General features: G+C 35.7%; 23 protein-coding genes and 1 pseudogene. 6 read left to right on the top strand and 18 right to left on the bottom strand.

Going from position 1 to position 22,287, the window contains the following annotated elements:
* Nucleotides 1–289 precede the first annotated feature (289 nt).
* Both ACXAE4_RS09850 and ACXAE4_RS09845 read right to left on the bottom strand, forming a co-directional pair.
* A complete protein-coding gene (locus ACXAE4_RS09850) occupies nt 290–1,195 on the bottom strand; it encodes a zinc ribbon domain-containing protein (protein WP_475235936.1) in 906 nt (301 codons plus the stop codon).
* Between the two features lie 24 nt (nt 1,196–1,219).
* Nucleotides 1,220–1,819: a hypothetical protein gene (locus tag ACXAE4_RS09845; RefSeq protein WP_047750204.1), complete on the bottom strand. Its 600-nt coding sequence runs from the start codon at nt 1,817–1,819 to the stop codon at nt 1,220–1,222.
* A gap of 217 nt (nt 1,820–2,036) precedes the next feature.
* Between ACXAE4_RS09845 and ACXAE4_RS09840 the strand changes: the two are divergent.
* A pseudogene (locus ACXAE4_RS09840) lies at nt 2,037–2,238 on the top strand (cold-inducible protein YdjO-related protein).
* A 174-nt stretch (nt 2,239–2,412) separates the two neighbouring features.
* Here ACXAE4_RS09840 and ACXAE4_RS09835 read toward each other — a convergent pair.
* The 3 genes from ACXAE4_RS09835 to ACXAE4_RS09825 all read right to left on the bottom strand — a co-directional run bounded on the left by ACXAE4_RS09835 (nt 2,413) and on the right by ACXAE4_RS09825 (nt 5,399).
* Nucleotides 2,413–2,613 carry a cold-shock protein gene (locus ACXAE4_RS09835; RefSeq protein ID WP_475235933.1) on the bottom strand — a complete coding sequence of 67 codons (201 nt, stop codon included), beginning with the start codon at nt 2,611–2,613 and terminating at the stop codon, nt 2,413–2,415.
* A gap of 967 nt (nt 2,614–3,580) precedes the next feature.
* Complete coding sequence (locus tag ACXAE4_RS09830) at nt 3,581–4,771, bottom strand: MFS transporter (protein ID WP_475235932.1); 1,191 nt, start codon at nt 4,769–4,771, stop codon at nt 3,581–3,583.
* 349 nt (nt 4,772–5,120) lie between these two features.
* Nucleotides 5,121–5,399, bottom strand: a complete 279-nt coding sequence (locus tag ACXAE4_RS09825) for an ArsR/SmtB family transcription factor (RefSeq protein ID WP_034267237.1) — start codon at nt 5,397–5,399, stop codon at nt 5,121–5,123.
* A gap of 284 nt (nt 5,400–5,683) precedes the next feature.
* On the opposite strand from ACXAE4_RS09825, the gene ACXAE4_RS09820 reads away from it, so the two are divergent.
* The gene (locus ACXAE4_RS09820) at nt 5,684–6,562 is read left to right on the top strand and encodes a LysR family transcriptional regulator (RefSeq protein ID WP_165636282.1); all 879 of its coding nucleotides are present in this window, start codon (nt 5,684–5,686) and stop codon (nt 6,560–6,562) included.
* Nucleotides 6,563–6,741: 179 nt separating this feature from the next.
* Here the strand turns inward: ACXAE4_RS09820 and ACXAE4_RS09815 are convergent, their stop codons facing one another.
* The 3 genes from ACXAE4_RS09815 to ACXAE4_RS09805 all read right to left on the bottom strand — a co-directional run bounded on the left by ACXAE4_RS09815 (nt 6,742) and on the right by ACXAE4_RS09805 (nt 9,506).
* Entirely contained in the window at nt 6,742–7,161 is a 420-nt protein-coding gene (locus tag ACXAE4_RS09815) for a MarR family winged helix-turn-helix transcriptional regulator (RefSeq protein WP_165636281.1), read from the bottom strand.
* Nucleotides 7,162–7,389: 228 nt separating this feature from the next.
* Nucleotides 7,390–8,577 carry an MFS transporter gene (locus ACXAE4_RS09810; RefSeq protein ID WP_289578194.1) on the bottom strand — a complete coding sequence of 396 codons (1,188 nt, stop codon included), beginning with the start codon at nt 8,575–8,577 and terminating at the stop codon, nt 7,390–7,392.
* A 437-nt stretch (nt 8,578–9,014) separates the two neighbouring features.
* Nucleotides 9,015–9,506, bottom strand: a complete 492-nt coding sequence (locus ACXAE4_RS09805) for a hypothetical protein (protein WP_154973988.1) — start codon at nt 9,504–9,506, stop codon at nt 9,015–9,017.
* Nucleotides 9,507–9,766: 260 nt separating this feature from the next.
* On the opposite strand from ACXAE4_RS09805, the gene ACXAE4_RS09800 reads away from it, so the two are divergent.
* Nucleotides 9,767–9,964 carry a gamma-type small acid-soluble spore protein gene (locus ACXAE4_RS09800; protein ID WP_475235929.1) on the top strand — a complete coding sequence of 66 codons (198 nt, stop codon included), beginning with the start codon at nt 9,767–9,769 and terminating at the stop codon, nt 9,962–9,964.
* A gap of 22 nt (nt 9,965–9,986) precedes the next feature.
* On the opposite strand, the gene ACXAE4_RS09795 is transcribed toward ACXAE4_RS09800, so the two are convergent.
* Both ACXAE4_RS09795 and ACXAE4_RS09790 read right to left on the bottom strand, forming a co-directional pair.
* Nucleotides 9,987–11,027 carry a zinc-binding dehydrogenase gene (locus ACXAE4_RS09795; protein ID WP_154973992.1) on the bottom strand — a complete coding sequence of 347 codons (1,041 nt, stop codon included), beginning with the start codon at nt 11,025–11,027 and terminating at the stop codon, nt 9,987–9,989.
* Nucleotides 11,028–11,326: 299 nt separating this feature from the next.
* Nucleotides 11,327–11,821: a lactoylglutathione lyase family protein gene (locus tag ACXAE4_RS09790; protein ID WP_289578198.1), complete on the bottom strand. Its 495-nt coding sequence runs from the start codon at nt 11,819–11,821 to the stop codon at nt 11,327–11,329.
* 143 nt (nt 11,822–11,964) lie between these two features.
* Between ACXAE4_RS09790 and ACXAE4_RS09785 the strand changes: the two genes are divergently transcribed.
* The gene (locus tag ACXAE4_RS09785) at nt 11,965–12,300 is read left to right on the top strand and encodes a winged helix-turn-helix transcriptional regulator (RefSeq protein WP_098999701.1); all 336 of its coding nucleotides are present in this window, start codon (nt 11,965–11,967) and stop codon (nt 12,298–12,300) included.
* 728 nt (nt 12,301–13,028) lie between these two features.
* Here the strand turns inward: ACXAE4_RS09785 and ACXAE4_RS09780 are convergent.
* Entirely contained in the window at nt 13,029–13,502 is a 474-nt protein-coding gene (locus tag ACXAE4_RS09780) for a hypothetical protein (RefSeq protein WP_098112499.1), read from the bottom strand.
* 473 nt (nt 13,503–13,975) lie between these two features.
* On the opposite strand from ACXAE4_RS09780, the gene ACXAE4_RS09775 reads away from it, so the two are divergent.
* The gene (locus ACXAE4_RS09775; RefSeq protein WP_098112498.1) at nt 13,976–14,164 is read left to right on the top strand and encodes a hypothetical protein; all 189 of its coding nucleotides are present in this window, start codon (nt 13,976–13,978) and stop codon (nt 14,162–14,164) included.
* Nucleotides 14,165–14,344: 180 nt separating this feature from the next.
* On the opposite strand, the gene ACXAE4_RS09770 is transcribed toward ACXAE4_RS09775, so the two are convergent.
* Both ACXAE4_RS09770 and ACXAE4_RS09765 read right to left on the bottom strand, forming a co-directional pair.
* On the bottom strand, nt 14,345–14,914 hold the full coding sequence (locus tag ACXAE4_RS09770) for a GNAT family N-acetyltransferase (protein WP_098112497.1): 570 nt from the start codon (nt 14,912–14,914) through the stop codon (nt 14,345–14,347).
* A 105-nt stretch (nt 14,915–15,019) separates the two neighbouring features.
* Nucleotides 15,020–15,895: an ABC transporter six-transmembrane domain-containing protein gene (locus ACXAE4_RS09765; RefSeq protein ID WP_223546694.1), complete on the bottom strand. Its 876-nt coding sequence runs from the start codon at nt 15,893–15,895 to the stop codon at nt 15,020–15,022.
* A 198-nt stretch (nt 15,896–16,093) separates the two neighbouring features.
* On the opposite strand from ACXAE4_RS09765, the gene ACXAE4_RS09760 reads away from it, so the two are divergent.
* A complete protein-coding gene (locus ACXAE4_RS09760; RefSeq protein WP_098999700.1) occupies nt 16,094–16,915 on the top strand; it encodes a MerR family transcriptional regulator in 822 nt (273 codons plus the stop codon).
* A gap of 228 nt (nt 16,916–17,143) precedes the next feature.
* Here the strand turns inward: ACXAE4_RS09760 and ACXAE4_RS09755 are convergent, their stop codons facing one another.
* The 5 genes from ACXAE4_RS09755 to ACXAE4_RS09735 all read right to left on the bottom strand — a co-directional run bounded on the left by ACXAE4_RS09755 (nt 17,144) and on the right by ACXAE4_RS09735 (nt 22,270).
* A complete protein-coding gene (locus ACXAE4_RS09755) occupies nt 17,144–17,557 on the bottom strand; it encodes a DUF6892 domain-containing protein (protein WP_154973994.1) in 414 nt (137 codons plus the stop codon).
* 531 nt (nt 17,558–18,088) lie between these two features.
* The gene (locus ACXAE4_RS09750; protein ID WP_289578200.1) at nt 18,089–19,408 is read right to left on the bottom strand and encodes an MFS transporter; all 1,320 of its coding nucleotides are present in this window, start codon (nt 19,406–19,408) and stop codon (nt 18,089–18,091) included.
* A 93-nt stretch (nt 19,409–19,501) separates the two neighbouring features.
* Nucleotides 19,502–20,650, bottom strand: coding sequence for a galactonate dehydratase (gene dgoD, locus ACXAE4_RS09745; RefSeq protein ID WP_013058319.1), 1,149 nt, complete (start codon nt 20,648–20,650; stop codon nt 19,502–19,504).
* Entirely contained in the window at nt 20,637–21,299 is a 663-nt protein-coding gene (locus tag ACXAE4_RS09740; protein WP_154973998.1) for a bifunctional 4-hydroxy-2-oxoglutarate aldolase/2-dehydro-3-deoxy-phosphogluconate aldolase, read from the bottom strand. Before ACXAE4_RS09740 ends, dgoD begins: the two co-directional genes overlap by 14 nt.
* A gap of 17 nt (nt 21,300–21,316) precedes the next feature.
* Nucleotides 21,317–22,270, bottom strand: coding sequence for a sugar kinase (locus tag ACXAE4_RS09735; RefSeq protein ID WP_289578202.1), 954 nt, complete (start codon nt 22,268–22,270; stop codon nt 21,317–21,319).
* Between the last annotated feature and the right edge of the window lie 17 nt (nt 22,271–22,287).

Below are 22,287 nucleotides of genomic sequence, written 5' to 3'. Positions count from 1 at the left end.
TGTTCATATCTATATACACATGTTCCCCTACTCCGCTTTGGTTATAGTTGATTTATAAAAGAGTAGTATCACTTTCATTATTTTATCTACAATATAAGGGGTAATCATGAGTTAGTATAGTTTCATGCATACTACTTAATTAAGCCCTTACAATAATCTTTGAAAGGGTGTTTCTGAAATTTAACGTAAACGTGCAGGCAAAAGGTAACATATCTCAGTTTATAGAAGGATTGTATAACCGAAACTGCCCCCACAGCAGCCTCGGCTATCCCCTCCTACCTCCCCCCTTTTAATTATTATAAGCATTCATCTGCTCATTGTACTCATACTGAACCATCTCAAAGTCATAGCCCCATCTGCTTAATGCGTTTTCCATTTGCGTTTGTTTCACTTCACTATCAACCGCTACGTTCTTCAATTGATTATAAGCTGAAGTTTGTTGCTGTACCTCATAGTCTTGCATTTGATAATCATCTTTCCATCTCTCTTCTGCATTTGATTTAATTGTACTAGCTACATTGCTTGAATCAAAATCCAGAACGGGATTATGAAAGCTACCTGGTGTTGCAGTTTCTTTTTTAGGTTCTTCTTTTACTGGCTCTTCTTTAGCAGGTGTTTCTTTTACTTTGGCCAATGCCTTTTCAGTTTCTGCTTTTGCCTCTTCCGCTTTCGCATTCGCCGTTTTCACTTCATCTTTGGCTTTCGCGACTTGATCGTTAGCTTCCTTTAATTGTTTTGTTAACTCAGTTACCTTAGCATTCGCACTATCTAATTTATCCTTAGTCTCTTTTAAGTCCTCTTTCGTTTCTTTTAAGCTGCTTTCACTTTTAGCTAATTTGTTTTGGAGTGCTTTCGAATCTTTTTTACCAGCTTCTTTTTTATCTTTTGATGCAGACTCTGCTTTCTTCAGCTTTGCTTCGCTATCCGCTAGCTTGGCTTGAGCGTCTTTAAGAGAAGATTTTGTTTGTTCCAGTGAAGATTCTACTTTTTCTCGTCTTGCTTCACTCTTATCTAGTTTTTCTTGAATCTCTACCTTTTGCGAGGTCACTTCTTCTACTGATTCTGGTGTAATCCCAATGCTGATAATTAGAGCAGTAAAAATAAGAGCAATACATGCCACAGGCACTAACGCCCATGCCCACCACTTACTAAATAACGTCTTAAAGAACCCTTTTTGCTCCTGTTGTCTCGACATTCTCTTTCCCCCATTATTTTTAATTTAATCGATACGCACTTCCAAGCTATTTAACTTACTTGCCAGTTCGTTATCTTTTTCATTTGTGATTTGAGAATAAGTCTGATAAGAACCGGAAGGGTTTACGTAAGTATTCATATCTTTAACAGCCGTATAAGCATCAAGAGCGACGGTATATTCATCTTTAAACTTAGCCGGAGGATTCTTTAACTCATCCATTGTCTGGTCTAACGAAGTCATGGTAGCTTCTACCGTGGCTAAGTCTCCATTCATATCATAAGATGCCATTTGAGCGGCTAATGCCATGTTAAAATCTGTATAGTGTTGACCATCGATCGTAGCTCCATCATTCCATATAGCTGCATGCCAAACTTCTGTATAACCATTAATGATGTCTTCCATCATTGAGCCAGCAGCTACCATTTGGTCATAGGCTGAGGACAAATTCTCTTTATATTTTTGCTCGGCCTTTTTCTTTTGCTCGGCTGCTACGCGTTCTTGGTGCTTATGATAAGCACCAATTGAAGCAAATGCTGCAATAATGAGCACAAATGTCAAAACAATAAGCATCAGTTTTCTTTTCTTTTTTTCTTTTTCTCTGTCTTCCTGTGCTAAATTACTCACATTCATTCCCCCTCTTAACAACATCATATTACGATTGGAATATTTTTAACTCATAATATAAAAAAAGAAGCAGGGAACTTTCCCTGCTTCTTCTCACTTCACTCTTATTTTCAAATATGAAATTGATGCTAGTGAAATATGAACAAAATAAAAGGTATAAAGTATTTATGCTCCTCTCTTATAAGGTATACTTCTAAAGAGAGGAGTAGTGATTAATATGCATTATAGTAAAAGAAATCAAGAACCTCCGATTCAAGAGGAAACAGAAATTTGGGAATGTACGAGTAGAAGAGTGTAAAGGCTGGATGAGGAAAGACTTCTCTTACGATAGTCATCAGAAATGTCCCTTGTGTAAAAGTCAGATGGAAGCTAAAAAACGCCTTATTGATAAAATCCCCCGTAATCCGCATAAAAAATAATACAAACCTATGCTTTCTAAACAGATTAAACATTACTTATATGTAAAAACTTCATTTATATATCCATATTTACTTTCTATTTGAAGTAATAGATAGTAGGTAAATCATATTTTTTATTTACAAGAATGTAAAAAAAGACTCCTTTACAGGAGTCTTCTTTATCTTTACCTTTATTTATGCTTTGTGAACGTTAGCAGCTTGTGCTCCGCGTTGACCTTGCTCGATATCAAAAGTAACTTTTTGACCTTCTTCTAATGATTTGAAACCTTCACCTTGAATAGCACTGAAATGAACGAATACATCTTCTCCGCCTTCAACTTCGATGAAACCGAAACCTTTGTCTGCATTAAACCATTTTACTGTACCTTCTGTCATAATTGTTGCCTCCTGCTGTGGAATACTCCACAAATGTATTACCATTCTTGCCAAACATACTCTTTAAAGAGAAAAAACTTCTTATTAAGCTTTTCTCTTCTCAATACACCGAACAAAAATAAGTTATGTGGAGTGTACCATATAGTAAGATTAATAGTAAATAAAAAAATACCAGTTTTAACAAATTTCATCTATTCACCATAAGACTTCATTGTTTAACCTGCTTTATAAATAAGGGTACATTCAATCCAAAAAAACCTTTTACTTTACTGAATTACAAATAAGTCCTTGGGATATTCTATATAGCGAAGAAGGAAAACAAGTGATTGATTACAACTAATCATTACAAAGCTTCTTACATTTGGGATGAGGTGTCTACAGCAGGCATATTTCAGAAAACCTTATTGTAAATCGATGTATGTTTGATTCATAAGGGGATGGTAGTCATGAACGTAGTAAGAATATATATAATGGGTAGACAATAATATTCATTTATAACTACACAAATGAGGTGTTTGTCCCAGACCAAGAACGATTTCGTTCATATTATATATTTTTTAACTCAATGCTTAAATGAGGTGTTTGTTAAAGAGAATATACTTTTTCAAGTGATTGTTTCATTAGGCAATGCAATTACGTAAATGCGGTGTTCCTTAAAGATCATACACTGCATTAAAAGCTGATTTTCCTTCTTCACATGGCGGGGTGTATAATCGTTTGCATCTCGTTTTTGTTATACATACTATCTAAGGTATACTTGTTTATTTGTATGTAAGGCTCCCATTAAGGTGTACAGAGTTTTCTTTAATTGTATCCATTTTAATGGATGGTTTATGAAGGAACAAAATGAGGTTAAGCGGTTTAATCGATGCTCGCTTTGTATAGTGATTCAAAACAAAAAAATAGCCAACGTAAAAAGCCACTTGTATAAAACAAGTGGCCTTTTGCTACGTTAAATATAAGACTTTTATTTTTCTATACAAAGATTGCTCTGAGTTTGTTTGGTCTGTTTTCGTTTAGATAGAACGTTGTCGGCAACAATTACTACGACAGAAACGGCAAGAGCAAAAGCACCAATCCAAGGAATATAATTCAACAAGCCATTTTTGACAGCAACACCGCCGATACCAGCTCCAGCTGCCATTCCAAGTTGTCCAAAAGCACTGTGTAAACTAAGTACAATGCTTGCTGCAGCAGGAGCAAGGCTTATAAGCTGAAATTGTATTGGCGCACCGTAAGACCAAGCTGAAAGCGCCCAGAAAATAAGCAATACATAGAAAAGAAAAGCAAATTGACCGATAAACGGGAATAACAATAGTGCAATAGCATGGAGTAATATTCCTCCAGTTAATGTACGAAATGATCCCCACTTATCTGTACTAAAACCTCCTAATTTGGATCCAATAGCGCTAGCAATACCAAATATAAAGAGAGCTGTAGTTACCCCTTGATTGCTCATTCCGAATGTATTTAAGAAATACGGTGAAATGTACGTAAATACAATGGAATATGAACCTAACCATAGAAACGTGATGAGCAAGTATGCTGAGATACGTGGTTTCATAAGAAATTTAAACTGCTCACGCAAAGGTACAGGTTCTTCAGCAACTGTTTTCGGTATAGTAAACGACGCTAAGGCGGTGAAAAGTAAGCCTACTACACCAAGCCCAATGAATATTACATTCCAATCATAATGCGAAGCCACAACTCTTCCTATAGGTACACCTACAACCAAAGCAGTACTTTGCCCCGTAACAACTGTAGCAATCGCACCTCCCTGCTTTCCTGGAGCTGCTAAAACTGCAGCAAGGGTTAGAAGCGTAACTTGAATAACGCCGGCACTAAGCGCAGAGATGATTCTAGCTGCCATTAGCATTTCATAACCTGTTATAATCGCAATAAGAATATTGATGACAGAGAAAACGGTTAAAGCATAGACAAGAAGTTTTTTTCGTTCCAGTCGCGCAGTCATAGCAATTAGAAAAGGTGTCCCTGCTCCAAAAGCTATTGAGAACACAGTAATTAGCTGTCCTGCAGATGAAACTGAAATGTTATTGGCCTCAGCAATTCTGTCTAAGATTCCGGCAATAACATATTCTGATGTGCCATTAAGAAAACTAATGGCAGCTAATAAATAAATTTTCCATATATTTGACAAAATAAATCACACCTTTTGTTTTTATATTTCGGTATTTCTAGAAATACAGATTTAAGTTCGTAAATTAACCGAGTGTTTGAAAAGTTAACTGTAAAGAGCTGATCTTTGCGCGTAGACAAAGTGACCTTTACAGTTTCTTAAAAAATGTTTTATAAAGGTGACACACCATGAATTTAACGCGCTTATGATAACGATAAGTGATTTGCTTTAGCCTTTTTATCTAAAGTACCAGTAATGGATATACTCAGAATTTAGATGAGGATACCTATTAAGCACTTTAGCCATAATCCAGACAAGAAAAATCATACCTCTTATTTCTATATTTCCTTAAGTATAGAAATAAGAGAAATTACTCCATCACATATGGAGCATACTTTCCAATTAACTCACGGTCTAGGCTGTAATATATATATGTTCCTTCTTTGTAAGTACTCAGAAGTCCGCAATCAGTTAATTGTTTTAAGTGATGGGATAAAGTTGATCCAGCAATTGATTCAAGTTTTGTCCCAATATCCGAACAACATAAATTTGCTTCATTAGCAAGCAAACGAGCAATTTTTAATCGTGTTGGTTCACCGAGTGCTTTATATATTTTTATCGCCTGCTGTAACTTCGAGTTATTCTCCATTTGTTAGCACCCCGCTTTCCTAAATCAATTAGATACATCATATGAGTACAAGCTAACATTACAGTAGCAAATACACTATTGAGATCTCATTTACTAAAGCCAAATGCACTTTAAAAATAAAATCCTCAAAACAGTACTATAAGCACAAATGAAAATAATTTATTACAATCGCTAATCCTAATTATCTTCGGTTAATTTCTTGAAGTTTAATTCTCTTTCATGATACATTGGATTCTAATACAAATGAAATGCATATTAATTATACAGGAGATAACAAAATTGATATGAACAAATCACAAATTGAACTTATTGTCCGGATATCAGAAACAGGAAGTTTTACAAAAGCCGGTGAAGAGCTACATATGACACAACCTGCGGTAAGTCGCGCTGTAGCAACAATTGAATCGCAACTAGGAACGAAGTTAATCAAGAGAGATAAGAAGAATGGATTATCTTTTACAGATGTAGGAGAGCGCATATTAATTACTTTTAGAACAATCCTGAGTGAATTACAAAAAGTAGATGAATTAATTGTGGCTGAACAGGGGTTAGAAATTGGGAAGGTACACATTGGCGCTTACCGAACTGCTTGTACGAGGTTTATTCCTAAAATCATACGTACAATGGAAAGTCAGTATCCTGGTATAGAAATCAAGCTTTCGGAAGGTAGTGTAGATCAAGTAAAAGAGTGGTTACGTTCCAAATGCATTGATGTAGGAATTATTATTCCTCCTGATAAAGATTTTGACACCGTACCTTTGATAAAAGATCAACTGATTGTACTTATGCACTCAAGCCATCCTTTATCTCAGAAAGAAACAATAAGTATCCCTGACCTACAAGGTGAAGATATACTAATTGGAAAATGCGGTTATGAGGTACAAATTCATGCTTTATTCAACGAGTATAACTTGACTCCTAAAGTACGGTTTGAAATGGATTATATAGAGACAGGATTAAGTATGATACAAGAAGGATTAGGAATTACCATTACAACGAAACAAAATATTTGGTGGTTGCCAGACCAAGTCGTTTTTCGTGAATTAAAACCAGATACGTTTAGAGATATCAATATAGCAGTGCTAGATAGTAAAGATACATCCAAAGCAACAGATGCCTTTATTCAAACAGCTCTCACTCTTTTTGCTCAAGAAGATGCTTAAATAGCACTTAAAGAAACATGTGTTGCTATTTAGTGCATATAAAAAAGACAGCCGGTTGATTCAAAAAGTGGCTGTCTTTTTTCTTTCTACTATTTTTAATCGTTGTTGATCAAACAAAAGGATGATGGAAGAATCCGTATACGATCCTGATTAGAGAAAGGAATATTCAGTAACACGGCTTATTGTATACCGTTATATACTTTGTTTAACAATGTCTTTAGTTGAGTATTTTCTTCATCACTTAATTGACGCGTGACGAAGAGGTGAACGTCTTTAACTAAAGGTGAAAGAGTTTCCTTTAACTCTTCTCCCCTTTCTGTAAGAAATAGATAGTGTAAGCGACGATCTCGTTCACTGTACATTCTTTTTATGAGTCCTTTTTCCTCCATCGCATAAATCATTTCTACAATAGTTGTTTGTTTCTTATCAATTGCTTCTGCTAGTTCTGTTTGGGTTATCCCTTTTTGAGAGTCTAGAACACTAATGATGCTCCATCGTACTGGAGTCATGCCATAAGGCTTGAGCTTTTTCTTGAAATAGTTCATTGCTCTTACATCTGTACGATGAATAAGATGGCTTGTTAAATCATGTAAATCCATAACTTCACCTCAGAAAGATAGAAAAATATGTATTAAGAATTGAGTCAGATAAGTCTTTATTAGTAGGCGATACCCACACGTGATTCTATATAATCGCTACTATTTATCTGACCAAATGTATTCATGGGACCCCCCTCTTGCACACAGTAATATCACTCTATACTTTAAAAGTTGTTATATAGGCTTTCTCAAAAGTTAAAATAAAAACCACGATTTACTTCGTGGTTTTTATTTCACAGGTAGACCCTCAGCTTTACCCCTAGCTGGTTTTGTGATTTTCCATCCTAATAAGATGGCAATGAATCCTAAAATTATAAGAAGATATAACGTCGGAACGAAACTTCCTAGATAATCACGCAGAAATCCAATTATGAACGGGCCGACTGCACCGATCATATATCCAATTGCTTGAGTCATTGCTGACCAAGTACTTGCTTCCATAGGGGAAGATGCCATATCTAATGGTAACAACAAAGTTAGCGACACAAGACCACCGGCACCAACTCCTAAACATATACTTGAAACAATAGGTGTTACGTTTGTAAAACATAAAAGAGATAAACCAATTATTATACTTAAGGTAAAGGCTGTAATCCAAAACCTTCTGCTCGGTAGCACTTTTAAAAGATTAGGTAATAAAAAAGTAGCTGGTAGCTGTGCAATCATAGCGATTGTCCCTACAAGACCACCAAATGCTGGTGTCCACCCTTTTTCCTCTACAATGGCTGGTAGCCATGCTGAAAAACAATAAAACAACAGAGTTACAATCCCAACAAAAGAAGTTAATAGCCAGGCTTTTTTATTTTTTAACGGTAAAGAAACCTTCGTCTTTTGTGAAAAATTACTCGCAGGAATACGAGATGGTTTTATTACCATAAGCCAAAGTGGAATAGCGAGTAGCGCAAGAATACTCCAGAATGCTAATCCATTTTTCCATGAGTTATTGAACCAGTGTTGAAGTGGTGTTGTTAACCCAATAGAAATAGATGCACCCACTACCATTGAAGTAGAGTATATGCCTATCACCGATGCTGCCTTGTCAGGAAAATGACTTTTAATGAAACCAGAAAGCAAAGGGCTTACAACACCAATTCCTGCACCAATTAATAAAGCCGTTATTAACAGGTAAATTGAGGAATTTGTAAAGGCTCTTAGAAACGTGGCAATACCTATGCAAGTTATAGCCAAAGTAATCATCTTCTCTGGTTGATAGCGATTTGCTAAACGACCAGCAAATAACGAACAAAAACCAAAACATACCAAAGGAATGGAAGTGAGCAAACTAGCTAAAGTTGAACTCATACCTAGATCCTTCGTTATTCCATGCAATACTGGGCTAACTGAAGTTAGACCCGGCCTAAGGTTAAATGCAGCTAGTATAAGTGCAAATAGAAACAATTTATTACGATTGACCATACTAATTACCTCCGGTTGATTTCTTGAAGTTTAATTCTCTTTTATGGTACATTAGGTTCCGACATAAATAAAATGCATATTAATTATGTGGAATATAACAAAATTGATATGACAAAATCACAAATTCAACTTATTGTTCAGATATCGAAAACCGGAAGTTTTACAAAAGGCGGTGAAGAACTACATATGACACAGCCTTAAGTATGGTACAAGAAGGATTAGGAATTACGATTACAACGAAAAGAAACTACTTGTCACTGCCAGAACAAGTAGTTTCTCGAGAGTTAAAGCCCAACACGTTCAGAAAAATTAATATAGCAGTGCTAGGAAAGGTACATCAAAAGAAACAGATGCCTTTACCCAAACGGCTCGTGCCCTGTGTACTGATGAAGATGCTTAGATATTTTTATCACTTACCCAATAAAGGAATGCTCCTATTAATGCTCCCCATTATCCGGCTTTACCTCTAGTTTCTTCGACATTATAAACTCACTCATATGTTGAAAACCATATAACAGAAGTTGTCTAACAGTCAAAATGGTTACGTACTGAAAAGGATTAATTTTCTTAAGCTTAAAGATGCTGCCCTTTTTTAATTTAGGTACAACTACAAATGTAAATGTAGTATGAATCATAAAGTTTACAGCTATATACAGAGGCAATTTACGGTATGTGGATTTAAGCACCCACATAGATACAGTAAAAAAGGGCCCCCATGTCCACACATCTTCACCAGGAATTTTCGGATGTATACTTTGTTTAAAAGACCAAAAATTCTTTCTCTTAGCATAAGAATTAAGGTATTTAGTTACCATACAAATAGCAATGGACGCTGGAAGAAAACGTTTAAAATCTTTGCCTTTCATAAATGAAAAGCTGGACCAACAAGTGATAACTAACAGTATTAAAAATAGTCTATTCTTTTTCATGATTTTATACACCTCTCTATTTTAAGGTGTACATCTATTCTAAAATTACACAACGAATTATCTTAAGAGCATGCTGCCTAAGGATTATAATATATAATCGGTAAAAATTTGAACAACCTATTGACGATGTTTTCTTGTACATGTTGCCTCATAGTAATGTGCCCAATTTGTACTGAGATTTTCTATGTTTTTCTTACCAAGTACTTTTAAGGATACTGCCCTTCCACTTGGATATATTAATTCTTGTGGAGGTGATAGTAATGGAAAACAAATATTCTAACACGACAGCTTCAGGAACAGATGTACAACACGTGAAGCAAAAAAATGCTCAAGCATCTTCTGGCAAATACGGTACAGAATTTGCTAGCGAGACTGACGTACAACACGTTAAACGTCAAAATGCTCAAGCTAACAAAAACCAAAAATTAATGTTAAAAGGGTTCTTTCATGCTCGTTGAAAGAACCCTTTGTGATACAAAGTTATTCTTGGGGAAGTAATAAAATCTTCCCTAACTTCCCTTTATTTTTAAAATACACTTGGGCTTCTCTTGCTTTGTCTAAAGGGAAAATTTTATCAATAACTGGTTTAATTTTCCCCTCAGAAATGGCCTTAAGCATATCTTTAAACTCTGCTCTCGTTCCCAACACAGATCCATACATTGTAATATGTTTTAGATACAATGTTCTAAAATCAAAATTTGTATGCTGACCACCAGCAGAGCCTGAAATGCAAAATTTCCCTCCGTTTTTTAAAACTTGAAGAGATATGGAAAACAAAGCATCTCCTACAACATCTAGAACGGAATCGACCGGACCTCCGTTCAGTTCTAAAATGTCTTCTGAAAGAGTATCAGATTTATATGATAATACGTGTGTGGCTCCCAATTCCTTAATTCTTTCTTGATTCTCTAAGTCCCCCGTGATTGCAATAACTTTAGCACCAAAGACTTTAGAGGCAATCTGTACATTTAATGATCCCACACCACCATTTGCTCCAGTTACTATAACTGTCTCACCTGGTTGAGCTTGAATTTGGTTGACCATGTGCCAAGCAGTTAACCCACTTACCGAAAAAACAGCACTTTCTGAATAGCTTGATAGGGGCATGTCAAAGCAAAGTTCAGCAGGCCAAACCACATATTCAGCATAACCACCATCGTATTCTGAACCTATAAAAGACATATCATCAGAAATATGTTCGTACCCTTCTTCGCCACTAGATATAAAAGGGAATAACACAACATCTTTTCCCACTATAGACGCCTCTACTAATTTTCCTGCTTTTACTACTTTTCCCGTTATATCAGATCCTGGTGTACGTGGAAACTGGACTCCTTCCGGTCGCCATCCAGATTTTGAGTCAGTACCGTAAGCACCCTCTCTCATCCAAATTTCTGTATTGTTAATAGCACAGGCCTTCACTTTTATAAGAACTTCATTTTCTTTCGGTTCAGGTATAGGAATTTCTACTAGGCTTAATTTACTTACGTCTCCATAACCTGTTACTTGTACAGCTTTCATAGAACAGTCCCCTTCTTTTTTTACAAATATAGTTTTTAATATATTTCATACGGCTGCTTATAGTTTAGAAAAAAACATGCATATTTCATTATGCACTCTTCTTTCTATTATCATCAAGTTTGGAGTCAGTATACTTTTACGGCCTTTTCTTTTTACTTCTGTTTCGCAGTGTCAAAAACCATTGGATCATTAAATTTAGAAATATTAATAAACTCTCTTTTTTATTGTTTTGTAACATGGCGCTACCATATAATAAAAAACACCAGCAAAAGATTTTGCTGGTGGAAAGAGATTATTTATTAGTAAGCGCCTTGTGAATAAGTTAACTCATAGCTATGCGTATAAATTTCAAAAATATTTCCAAATGGATCTTCTACATAAACCATTTTATATGGTTTTTCTCCTGGGTAATATTCTCTGATAGGCATACGTTGTTTACCACCATGTTGCTTAATTTTCTCTACAAGACCTTCAATATCTGGATCCTGAATGCAGAAATGGAAAATGCCTGTTTTCCAATACTCAAAGTTATTTTCAGGTGTGTCATTTTCAGGGAACTCAAACATTTCTACGCCAATTTTATCTCCCGTAGCTAAATGTGCAATTCTGAATTTATCCCAGTCATTCCCAAATACATCTCGACACATTTGACCGATAGGTGTGTCATCATTTTCCACATCTGAAGGTTCCATAATAACGTACCAACCGAACACATCAGTATAGAATTTAATTGCCTCATCTAGGTTAGGTACTGAAAGACCGATATGAGAAAATGTTTTAGGATATGTGAACATAATTTATATTCCTCCAATTTTTTTAATGATTTTAGTGTTTGCTGTCGAACACATAAATAGTGTATTTCACAATTTTAAATTATGGAAGAACGCACTTTTTTGTAAGAAACTAACCTAAAGGTAAGAAAGGACTGAAGAATGAAATGAGCACTCCGATAGACGATACAGGAAAATTAAAATGTTCTATTGAATATACATTAGGAAAAATAGGTAACAAATGGAAAACGGTGATCCTATGGCATTTAGGCGTAGACGGGACATTAAGGTATAGTGAATTACGTCATTTGTTACCTGGTGTGAGCCATAAAGTAATGACGAAACAATTAAAAGAACTTGAGCAAGATAACTTAATTAATAGGACTCAGTACAATACCGTACCACCTAAAGTGGACTATTCCTTAACCAGCAAGGGAAAAACGTTAATGCCCATCTTAGACCTGATGCATACATGGGGGAAAGAACATGGAGAAGGTTTTTGATTGGAGAGCTTTGACAAAAATATTTGCCTATCGTAAAATACTCTAAATCTTGGTAATCAATTAAGAACTGGTATATAGGAAGCAATACCGTTAGAAGGTAATTTTGTACATATTAAATTAAGTGGTACTAAGGGTTATACAGTATTAGGAAATCTAACTCACCCTTAAAAGTGGTTAAGAGCATCAGAAAATGACATGGTCGAAAGCTTTGAGTGAAGATTAGAACTTGAATAACGTTATAAAAAAGCAACCTCGGCATTGGCCAATGAACGAAGTTGCTTTTTTATAAGGGTTTGTTCATACGTATCCGAAGTATTGAAATATAAGAATATTACCATTTTATGTAATTAAAGGATATTTTTAATATGTCTATGCATATGAATAAAAGGTGCGCTTTTTATGCATCATCTCTTCAACTACTTGTAAGGAGAAATTCGTCATATCAAGGATGTATAAAAATCTGAATATTCTATAAAATTGACCCTTGTAGAACCCTTACTCCCATAAGGGTTCTCTTTTTTCGTGTCTTCTGGAAAGAGACATTATGTTAACTAATAATGTATAGATTATACATCTTGAAAACAGAAAAAACTATCTGTTGTCCGGTTAGAAAGGTGGCTAGATAGTTTTTTTCTGTAACGCAATCATATTTTTTTGATGATTCAATTCATCTTGAGTAGTTTGCTCATAATATTATGTTTTATTTGTATGTAGAGAAAAAACTAATATTATGAAACAGGTTTTTCTGTTTTTGAAGGGTTCTCATACCATTTTTGAAACCCGTAAATAACTAATGAGGTGGAAAGCATTAGGCTTAGAATAGATGTTCTTGAAATATGACTCTTTCCAACTCCGATTTTCTCTGCAAAAGGTACGAATACATATGTGAAAAATGAATCAATAAGAGCATTCGTAAGTAGATACGGAAGGAATCCAATTTTATAGACCAATTTAAATATCCAGATTGTCCCTATAAAAAAAGGACCAAATACATAGAACATGTTGATGGATTTAAGTCCTGGTATAATAGGTTTTTTTAACTTCCACCAACCAAAATCAGTAGCAATAACAAATATTAGTGAAACAATAAGAGAAGTAAAAATAGATACAGGAGTATATTTTTTCACTTCCTTTTTAGGAATAAATATTAGACTTATCCAAGATATAATTAAAGTAAGAAATGCAAAGAGTTTTGGATTCAAGATATAGTCAACCCCTTATGGTTATAAGGCTAGTATGAGATTAAAATGATTTTGTTATTCAAGTTAAAAAAAGCCCATGTTTAAACATTTCTGTCTCTCTTTGCTTCTCATAAATAGTTTTATGTTAACTAGAAAGAAATAGCTGCTGCCATAACATCAAATGCTGTTCGATTTCTAAAGTATTAAAAATTAAAAAAACTGTTAAAGTTACAGGTGGTGCAACTAAATTTGCTAACAAACGTGCTAAATCTTATGATTACTATTCAAGAATTAAAAAGCCTGGTAGCAGAGTTGCTAAATACTCCAAAACAAAAGCTATGAAATTAGCGTTGAAAAAGACAGCTAGAGCTACACCAGGTGCTTTTGACGCATTATAAGCACCTCTAGGAATAGATACGTTTATTAATGGTTTTCTAAAGTAAGTTTCACTACACCTTTGGAGTAGCTTATTCAGGTAAAGGGGATTGTTTTTTATGTTTAGTAAAAAAAGAACCTATCAAATATTAATAGCAATTGTTTCGATTGGACTTGTTGTTTACAACTACACATTAAAATCTAGTGTGAGTGAAGCGACAGATTCCTACGTTATTTTCCCTATTAGTATTGTGTTACTTTTATTATTTGCCTTTATGTACGTAAAAATAGATAAAAAAAATGATTAAAAACAGATTTTGTCTACCTTCCTTAAACCCCAGATAATCAAAATATCTGGGGTTTTTTATTATAAAGGTTTTAATATTTACATTAGATAACGACAAATACATAGCTTTTCTACAAATTGCCTATATCTTAGATTACTAAATATTAATGGATTTAATACTAATTCTGTTTATCTAGATGAATTAAGGAGATACTTTTTCCTCAGGTTCATTAAAAGAAATATTTTTCATCCACTCTTTTTTTAATAATGCATACTGAAGAGTATTTTCATACTTAGGTGTTCCATCTTCGTATTTAGTAAACGAAATAAACTCAACAAAACGTCCTTCTTTACGCATTCCTAATTTTTCACATAGTTTTTGTGATTTGTAGTTATCCTCCTCAACGTATGCATAGACTCTTCTTGCGCCCTTTTGAGTAAACAGATACCTAAAGAACTCCTTCACACTCTCGCTTGCGTACCCTTTCCCCTCATATTGAGCATTAAAGTGCCAACCAATGGAATAAGTATCTGGATCTTCCTTTAAGTAGAATATTTCTCCTATTAGATAATCACTGCCTTTTAAGCAGACTGCAACAAAAGAGTCATCTTTTTTTCTTTTTTGAGCTTTTAAAGTAGCTTCCTCTATTGTGTGAACTTTGTCTTCAAGAAAGCAGTTTACCCTTGGATTAGCCAAGTATTCCAAAAGAGCTTGAGAGTCTGCTTTAGAAAAGTTTCTCAATAGTAATCGATCAGTTTCAATCTTTTTCATTAAAAATCCTCCTAGTCTATAGTTATGAGCTTATTTCTCTGAAAAGACAACAACAATAATTTAGGGGATAAAATAGCAATAATGGTTAGCTAAGCTTTTGTGGCTTTAGCTGTTAACGTCTTCAGCAACACGTTCACCAATATCAAGTACACGCGAAATATTTTGCACAATTTCAGGAAGACCAACTACTGCCTCTTGAAACATCCAAATATAAGCTAGAACTGCATAAATAGCACCAGGCGTAGTACCCTGAACACCTGTAAGTCTAAGTAGTGTAGCTAGGGTTAAGAGAATGACGACAATCTCCATCATCCCCCATGTTTTAGCCTCAGCGTTAGAAATAGCAACACGCCACAAACGTAACCGTGCAAAATGTTTTTGAACAATGGTAAGTGGACGATGAACGACTATATCTGCCTCTTCTTCAATTCGGTTGTTAAGTGCGTGGTTCAAACGATAAGAACGTCGACCGAACCAATGATTTATGATTAGTATTGGAATTATTGCCAATAAACTTAAGAACCCAATAAACCGGTCATAAAGAAATAACATGATAATAGCGCCCAAAAATCGAATAACCGTTGTTACAACTGCCGGCAGCTCCATCTGAAAGAAATCTACTACCTCTCGAGACAATGAGACACGTCCTACAATTCGAGTTCCTTTTACTCCATCAGCACGCTGGCGCTCCACCATTTCTGCAGCAACATTAGAATAAATTCCAACGAATACTTTGGTATCGTAAACGTGCCTGAACAAGCCAACCCCTAGGTGAAGGATCCATAGTAGAGCAAGTGGTATAAGGCTAGCCGGATTCCCTTTAAGCAACCCATCGATTGCAAAACCAATTGTTGCAGCGTAAAGAAGATCGCAAACATTTTCAACAAGAGTGAGCATATAGGTAAGGCTAATTCCTTTACGATTTTTTGACCATATACCTTGAAGGAGTTGACCTACGGAGGATTTTTTCTTTTTTATCATTTGCATCTTATCTACTCTTTCTTTTCTCTAATTAAACAAACTTTAATTCTATTCATTGCTTTATCTTCAAATTCATCATCAATTTGCCTTTTCACTTACTTTAATGAAATAAAGGACTCGTCATTGCTGTTTATATCCCCTTTCCAGTACAATGAACATCATAAAGTATATGGTTACCGTATAGTCAAGGAGGATTTTATGAGTGAAGAGTTGGAAAAGTACTTTAGTACTGGTGAATTCGCGAATCTCTGTCGTGTAAAGAAGCAAACTCTATTTCATTATGACGAGATAGGGTTACTTTCACCTCAAATAAAAAGAGAGAATGGATATAGGTACTATTCGTATGAACAATTTGAAGTCTTTCAAGTGATTGCCTTATTTAAAGAATTCGGTGTTCCATTAAAAGAGATAAAAGTTCTTTTAAAAGATAAAAAACCAATAAATATGATTACTCTTTTAAAGGAAAAATCTCTTGAAATTGAAGAAAAAATTAAGAGCCTTAATCATTTACAAGCAATTATTCAAACGCGTTTACAGCTAGCAGAACATGCTTTAAAAACTGATTTTTCTTCTATTTCATTGCAATATTTAGATGAAGAAACCTTTATGATTAGTGAAAATATTTTAGAAGAAGCCGAACAAAAATATACTACAGTTATTCCGGAGCTCATTCATTATACTCAACTTCATAAATTAGACCGAGGATATCCAATTGGAGCAATGCTTGCGAGAGACCAAATCCAAAAAAAAGAGTTTTACAATTACGAACATTTGTATATCAAAATCCCAGAAGAGATAGAAAAAATTCATTGTCATACACGTCCCCAGGGACTATATGTTGTTGGGTATCAAAAAGGTGCCGAAACCGAACATGCTTACGATCGAATTATTCAATTCGTTAGAGAAAAAGGGTTAAAAATAGCGGAGTATGCATATGAGGAATACGTGATTGATGAGGTAATGGCGGATGGAATAGAGAATTCAATTACAAGAATTCAACTTCAAATTCAAAGCCAATAACGTTTTTTAGTTTGTATTGCAAAGAGGTACTATATTTACTAAACATATGTGGCGTATACAGGCTAAAAATAGAAAAACCAACCTATGAGCTCTAAAGGTTGGGTTTTCTGTTTTTGTAAACGGAGTATAGGAGAATTGCTTATTGCTTTTTTCTAAATGGAAATAATGAGGAAACTTGACTCTTCATTACGACGAATTGCTTCTTTTAGCGCAATCACGTCTTTCTCATTAATCCTCAACCTCAATTCCAGCTTCCTTGAATGGTTCTAATACTTCTAGATCGCACATGGAAATATAGTCCACTGCTTTTAGATTCTTTAAGTTCTGAAACCCTTCAACAGATAGTACGTCAAATAAACTGTCTTCACCGTCCCAATCTGGCTTTAGAATATGATAAATTTCATTACCTCCATCAAAGCAAAGGGATTCAACCTTTTCCAAATCACTCTTTTCCAGAGTTAACTCTTCTAAATAATCTTTGATTTCAACAATGGGTCCAGCTCCAGAATACCATTCGAAATTATTCGTATACTTATCTTTTAAATCGGTTAATTCTTTTAGAAATAATGGCTCTTGATCTAATAAAGCTTCAATAACCACTAATTTAAAATTAAAATCTTTAAACATTCCACTTTTCCCCATTTTGCTACCTCCGATTTTATCTCTGTATTAGGCTTGTAATCGCCCCTGCACTATTCGTATTATAACAATCATCTATAAATAAAACCTACTTATATTGTTGACTTTGACAGCCCCAAAAATAAGAGCCCCTGTAAATGAAGGTCCGCTCTTATTTACTTAGTTTAATTACTACTGCAAGCTGCTAATGCTAGCAATAATACAGCAGAAGTTGCTAAAACCTTTTTCATACATGCACCTTCAACTCTCTAATAACCATTCTCCACCTATTATTTATTGTTAATAAAAGGTAGAAACTTTGTATATTTTATCATGTTTTTTGTATTCATGAACATCACTACTACCTAACCTAATAATCTTATTTTTGTACGGACTGAAGTTCTTCTTTATAGGTAACAAAAAAGCATAAACCCGTTGGTCTCCAACAAAATTTATGCTTCTTCTTTAATAAATCTTTTACGAATTCTCTTTTAATCCCGCCACAAATAATTCCAGATGTATGATTCCTAAAAAACTATAAGATTATAAACAGCCTTACACAATATCTCGATTCAATTTTTCATCTTTAACCACTTTAATTCTTTCCACTTTTCCTACAAGGAAGATATACGAAAGTGCTCCTAAAAGGGCCAATGCCGCTATGAATACTAGCGCTGGAGCAAAGTTGCCTCCTTTAGCTAAGAAACCAATAACAATTGGAACGATGATAGAAGCTAAACCTCCGATAAAGTTAAAAACTCCCCCTGTCAAACCCACTAAATGTTTAGGTGCTAGCGTCGAGACAAACACCCACGTAATAGAAGCCAGACCATTTCCAAAAAACGCAATAGCCATAAACATGATAATGAGAGATGTGCTATTTACATAATTGGCTCCGATAATTGAAGTTGATAAAAGCAGACCTACGATAATTGGTGTTTTTCTTGCAATACCTAGTGATACTCCTTTTTTCACTAAGGCGTCCGATACAAAACCAGATAGTAATACTCCTACAAACGCTGCTAAAAACGGAGCTGATGCTAAGAATCCTGATTTTAAGAAATCTAACCCTCTGTATTCCACAAGGTACGTTGGAAACCAGGTAAGGAAGAACCATAAAGTAGAGTTGACGGCAAACTGTCCTAAGTAGATGCCCCATAGCTTTCTGTGAGAAAAGGCTTCTTTAAGATTTCCCCATTCGAACTTTGCTCTTTCTCCTTTCGTATCAGCAGCTTTAACTAAGCCTCCACCTTCTTCGATATGCTGCAATTCTGCTTTATTTACTTTGCTATGTTGAGAAGGATCACGATAAAAGATGTACCATATAATACCCCATGCTATACCAATAACCCCTGTAGTAACAAACAGACCTCTCCACCCTAAAAAGTGCTGAATGGTCACCAATGTAGGTGTTAAAAATGCTAGCCCTGCAAACTGTCCTGAAGTATAAAAAGCAATTGCTGATGCTCTTTCCTGATTTGGAAACCAGCTGGTAACTACTTTATTATTGGTCGGAAAAGCCGGTGCTTCGAACGCTCCTGTCGCTAGACGCAGACCAAAAAGACTCACAAATCCCTTGGTAAATCCTTGTAATAATGTAACAATAGACCAGGTGATTAAGCTAACGGCATACGTAACACGAGCACCAAAACGGTCAGCCATTACCCCCCCTGGTATTTGTAAAGCGGCATAAGCCCATCCAAAGGCTGAAAATATAAGGCCCAGTTCTACTGATGATAGCTTTAAATCCTTGGACATGGCCGTGGCGGCTACAGAAATATTACTTCGATCCATATAGTTGATGATAACGCTTACGAAAATAAATGCTAAAACACGAAATCTAACGCGAGTCGGCTTTTCGCTATACCCCTTCATTCCCTTATCCCCCTGTATATGACTAGTTTAAAAAGAAGATCTGACTGATGGTCATTTATCAATCAGATCTCCCGTACTAAAATGGTTTCCCCTTTACCATTCCGCTACAGAACCATCTTTATGACGCCATACTGGATTACGCCAGTTATGACCGATATCAGCCATTTTTCTAACATGGTCTTCATTAATTTCAATACCTAAGCCAGGTCCATCAGGAATTTTCACGAATCCTTCTTCATATTTAAATACGTGGTTATCAACAATATAATCTAGTAAATCACTGCCTTGGTTATAGTGAATGCCTAAGCTTTGTTCTTGAATAAATGCGTTGTGGCACGTTGCATCTACTTGAAGACAAGCGGCTAATGCAATAGGTCCTAACGGGCAATGAGGCGCAGCTGCTACATCAAAGGCTTCAGCCATTGAAATAATTTTCTTACATTCTGTAATTCCTCCTGCATGTGATAAATCAGGCTGAATAATATCAACGTAGCCGTCTGTTAAGAGCTTTTTAAACTCCCATTTTGAAAACATTCTTTCTCCCGTCGCAATAGGAATGGATACATGGTTGGCAATTTCTCTTAATGCCTCATTGTTTTCCGGCAAAACCGGCTCCTCGATAAACATTGGACGATAGACCTCTAGTTCTTTAGCTAAAATTTTTGCCATTGGCTTATGTACTCGTCCGTGAAAATCAATACCTATTCCTACATAAGGTCCCACTGCTTCTCTGACAGCAGCGATACGTTCCACTACTTGATCAATTTTTTCATATGAATCTACGTATTGAAGCTCTTCTGTCCCATTCATTTTTACTGCTGTAAACCCTTTTGAAACAACTTCTCTTGCTGCTTCGCCTACATCTGAAGGGCGGTCTCCTCCAATCCACGAATATACTTTAATAGATTCTCTTGCTTTTCCGCCTAACAGTTGATGTACAGGAGCATCGTAATATTTTCCTTTTATGTCCCACAATGCTTGATCAATTCCTGATATCGCGCTCATTAAAATAGGTCCGCCTCGATAGAAGCCGCCTCGGTACATAACGTTCCAATGATCTTCAATATTTAGTGGATCTTTGCCAATAAGATACTCCATCAGCTCATCTACTGCAGCTTTAACGGTAGAGGCTCTTCCTTCGATAACAGGTTCTCCCCACCCAACAATTCCTTCGTCTGTTTCTATTTTTAAAAATAACCAGCGTGGCGGCACTTGAAACAATTCATAATTAGTAATTTTCATGTACTTTTTCCCCTTTCGTTATACCATTCACTGCGGCTACGTATGCTTTAGCCTTTTGTGTTAGCTCCTGCAGGTATGCATGAGTAATTTCACGATTTGTATCTACTAAAGAACTTCCAATCCCAAACCCTACAGCACCTGCTTCTTCAAATTCTTGAATATTATCTAAGCTCACTCCTCCTGTTGGAAGAAGTGGAATATGAGGAAGCGGCCCTCGAATATCTTTAATATAGCTAGCCCCCAGCCTAGCAGGAAAGACTTTGATAATATCTCCGCCGTTTTCATATGCCGTTAGAATTTCAGTAGGTGAAAAAGCCCCTGGAATACTCACCGCACCGTATCTTTTTGTTAGTTTAATCGTTTCAATATTAACCGTTGGAGAAAGGATAAACTTTGCACCTGCTAAAATAGCTGAACGTGCTGTTTCAGGGTCAAGCACTGTACCTGCTCCTACTAGCACTTGATCACCCAGCTCTGTAGAAACCTCTTTAATGGCTGAAAGTGCGTCCGGAGAATTTAGAGTAATTTCGATATTTTTCACACCGCCGTCATTAAGCGCAGAGGCAATCTTCACTACGTCCTGCGGTTTGGCTCCTCTAATAATCGCAACGATTTTATGCTCTAATAAATGTGATAAACTATCCGTCATGGGTAAGCCCCTTTCTTTTATCGTATAACGTCTTCTTTTGTAATCGCATTCATAAATTCGTAAAGCTCTTTCTTATCAGGCAAGCCTTCAATATCACCCTCTACGGTTACAACCATAGCTCCTATAGCACACCCTCTTCTAACCGTTTCTTTTAAAAAAGATTTATCTATTAATCCCGATAGTATCCCAGCGGCAAAACCGTCACCAGCTCCTACTGGATCTATCACTCTAGCAACTTTAAAACCTCCCACGTAAGCGGATTCATTTTTAGTCGAATAATAAGCTCCTTCCTCACCTAGCTTAATAACAACTAGTTCTGCACCTAATTGATGAAACGCTGCTGCAACATCTTCAGGGTTATCCTTCTCAAATAAAAACTGACCTTCGTTCATTCCTGGTAAGATAATATCCGCATATGTAGCCATTTTAATGAGTGTTTGACGCGCAGTTGATTCATCCCAAAGCGTCTTGCGTAAATTTGGATCAAACACTATTTTTACACCATTTTTTTTAGCTGCTTTCATTGCTTGAAAAACAGCTTCATGGCAGGAGTCGCTCAGCGCAGGTGTTATTCCTGTCACGTATAAATATTTGGCAGAAGAGATATACTCTTCATTCATATCATGCGGATTCATAAAGCTTGCTGCTGACCCTTGTCTGTAATAAAAGACTTTACTGTTCATTTCATTTGTCTTTTGCTTTAAAAAAAGACCTGTAGGAGCATGATCATCAAATATCACATGTCTTACATCTATTCCTTCTCCTTTTATACTTGAAAGAATACGCTCTCCTAGCTCATCTTTTCCTAATCGGCTAATCCATCCCGTTTGATAACCTAGTTTTGACAGAGCAATTAACGTATTGCTTTCTGCCCCAGCAATTTTCGAAGAAAAACCTTTAGCGTATCGCATCTTTCCATTCGAGTGTGGGGTAAACAGAATCATTGTTTCCCCCATGCTTATCACATCCATTTTACCCCTCTTTTCAT

The sequence above is a fragment of the Priestia sp. ABM2_011 genome (assembly GCF_056158845.1).
Note: the sequence above shows the minus strand (reverse complement) of the source record. Positions and strands in the feature narration are given on the sequence as shown.